This is a genomic window from Nocardiopsis sp. TNDT3 (genome assembly GCF_003427465.1).
GTDB classification, from domain to species: domain Bacteria; phylum Actinomycetota; class Actinomycetes; order Streptosporangiales; family Streptosporangiaceae; genus Nocardiopsis; species Nocardiopsis dassonvillei.
The window spans coordinates 1-2801 of record NZ_QPFC01000701.1 but is presented as its reverse complement, the minus strand read 5'-3'; the positions used below and the strand labels follow the sequence as shown (position 1 = coordinate 2801).

Sequence of the window (2801 nt, the reverse complement as noted above, 5' to 3'; positions counted from 1 at the left end):
TATCACGCGAACCACTGGAAGGGGCGGGGGCGGTCCCCCGCCCCCGCGCATGTCACAGGTGTCGCTGCCACCAGTCCAGGACCGCCTCGAAGCGGGCGACGCGGTGGCTGGGCAGGCCCGAACGCGACAGCTCGTGCCCCTCAGCGGGGAAGAGCAGCATCTCCACCTCCTGACCGCGCAGCTTCAACGCCACGAACAGGCGCTGCGCCTGCTCCACCGGGCAGCGCCAGTCCTCCTCGGAGTGGATGATCAGGAACGGGACGTCGATCCGGTCGGCGTAGGTGAGCGGACTCTCCTCGGCCCAGGTCTGCGGCGGCCCGTACAGCGGCCCGGGGAAGAACGAGCCGATGTCGGAGGAGCCGTGGAAGCTGTCGATGGCGTTGACCGCGCGCTCGCTGATCGCCGCCCGGAACCGCTCGCCGTGGTGGGCGGCGATCCAGGTGGTCATGAACCCGCCGTGGGATCCGCCCATGACGCCCACCCGCGAGGAGTCCAGCCGCTCGTCCTCCAGCGCCGCGTCCAGGAAGGCCAGCACGTCGGTGGCGGTGGTCGCGCCCACCGAGCCGATGACGGCCCGGCCGTGCTCGTGCCCGTAGCCCGAGGAGCCGCGCGGGTTGCACATCACCACGGCGTACCCGGCCGCCGCGTAGACCTGCGTCTCGTCGAAGAGCTGGTGGCCGTACTGGGCGAAGGGACCCCCGTGGATCATCAGCACCACCGGGTGCGGGCCCTCGCCCTCGGGCACGGTGACCCACCCGTGCACGGGGTAGCCGTCGGCGGTGTGGGCCGTCAGCTCCCTCATCGGCAGGGGGTCCAGGGCGCCGGCGAACTCCGTGAGCGCCCGCGTGCCCCCGTCACCGACCAGGACCAGTTCACCGCTGCTGCGGCCGTCTGCGACCACCGCGACGGTGACGCCGCCCGCGCTGTCGAAGGACTGGACCTGCACCGGACCGCCGAGCACCGTCTCGGGCTCGCCGCCCCCGAAGGGCACCAGGACCAGGTCCACCGCGCCCCGGTTCTCCGCCAGACCGAGCAGGCCCTGCCCGGTGACCTTGGGACCTCCGGCCATCCGCGGGTTGTGGGAGGGGGTCAGCCGGACGGGCGCCGCCGAGGCGTCGGCGGGCACCGACCACAGGGCGCTGGTCTGGCCCACGAAGTCGTCCAGGTCCGGGCCGAGCTCGTCGCCGAGGAAGTAGACGGTGGCGCCGTCCTCGGAGAACTCGCCCCGCACGGCGTCCAGGTTCCCGGCGGTGACCCGGCGCGGCTCGGCGCCCTCCTCCGGCGCGCACGCCCACAGGTCCTCCACCAGATCCGTGTCACGGGTGGCGTGGCGCGCGGCCGCGAAGACCAGCTCGGTGCCGTCGGGTCTCCAGGACACGGACCGGTGCTCGAAGTCGCCCCGGGTCACCTGGACCGGTTCCCCGGCCTCGCCCGAGGGGTCCAGGGGCGCGGAGACGAACACGTGCGTGCGCCGGTCGTTGGCGAACCCGAGGTCGTCCAGCCGGTACTTGAGCTGCGTGATCCGCCGGGGCGGCTCCTTGCCCGGCTCCCGGTCCACGTAGCGGTGGGGCTCGGGGACACGGGCTGTGTAGGCGATCCGGGTGGAGTCCGGGCTCCAGCGCGGGGCGCCCGCGCCCAGCGGGTGGGAGGTGACCTTCCAGGGCTCGCCGCCGTCGGCGGGCAGGACGTGGACCTGCGGGCGCTTGTCCTCGTCGGGGCGCAGGAAGGCGATCCACCGCCCGTCCGGGGAGAACACCGGGCCGTTGTCCCTGGTGCCCCGGGTGAGCCGGGCGGGCGGCGCGGAGCCGTCGGTGGGCACGGACCACAGGGAGCCCAGGTAGGCGTCCTCCTCCAGGTCCGGCCGGGTCACGGCGAAGACCGCGCGGCGGCCGTCGGGGGACAGGGTGGGAGCGCCGATGCTGTGCAGGTGGGCGATGTCAGCAGGTTTCATACAACGGATGGCCGTCCCGGCGCGGGGAGCGCCGTGACCGCCCCCTCCTTTTCGCTTGGCGGTGGGACCGTCGTTGGGGGCCACCGCGTGCCGGGAACGGTCGGGCCGCGACGGACGCCGCCGTTCGAAGACGGGACGCGCTCCGGTCCGGAGAACACCCCAGGGGGACCCTATCCAGGCTTCTCTCCGGAAATCCAGGTGCTCTCCGTCCGGCGGAACCCGCGTCCGCGCCGGGCCCGGACGAACGGAGGACGCCCGCCCGCGGACCAGCCCACGGGACTCCGCGGGGAGGCGGGCGTGGGAAGCGGCGGCGACGCGGGCGGACACCGCCGGGCCGCGGGACCCGCGGCCCCGCGTTCGTCCCGCGGCCCGGCACGGGGCCTCACCCGGTCGGCTCGACGGGCATCCCGCCCCGGCCGCGCACGGCGCCGTCGGTCTCCAACCGGGTGCACACCCAGCGGCCGTCCGCCTCCCGCCGGGCCCGGAAGGCGAACACCCGGGAGCGGCGGTCGCAGCGGATCACGGCGTTGGCCTCCACGCCGTCGGCGTCCACGGGCTGGTGGTAGACCTGGGTCAGCCTCGGCGCCAGCTCGCAGGAGACCGTGCCCCGCAGACGGCGCAGCTCCTCGCGGACCGGGACGGTCACCTGGTCGCGCAGCGCCTCGGGGGTGCGGCGGCCGACCAGGACCTCCGCCACGCGCTGGGCCAGCAAATGCACGGGGCCGGGGGTGCGGTGGCCCGCCAGGAGTGGGGGCCCGCACCGGCGCACGGGCGCGTGGCGCGGAGGCAGGGGCGTGCGCGCGGGGGTGCGGACCGGCCGGTGGTACGCGGGAGCGCCGTGGGCGCACAG

General features: G+C 75.3%; 2 protein-coding genes. Both read right to left on the bottom strand.

The genetic code is table 11. The features are described from left to right. Positions 1-52: 52 nt before the first annotated feature. On the bottom strand, positions 53-1951 hold the full coding sequence (locus DQW06_RS17440) for a S9 family peptidase (protein WP_071622162.1): 1899 nt from the start codon (positions 1949-1951) through the stop codon (positions 53-55). A gap of 382 nt (positions 1952-2333) precedes the next feature. Beyond that, a partial coding sequence (locus tag DQW06_RS17435; protein ID WP_232833060.1) for an Rv3235 family protein occupies positions 2334-2801 on the bottom strand: 468 nt, incomplete at its 5' end.

Excerpts from the sequence above, each read along its gene's own strand:
- DQW06_RS17440 (WP_071622162.1), bottom strand. The coding sequence starts at position 1,951 with ATGAAACCTGCTGACATCGCCCACCTGCACAGCATCGGCGCTCCCACC.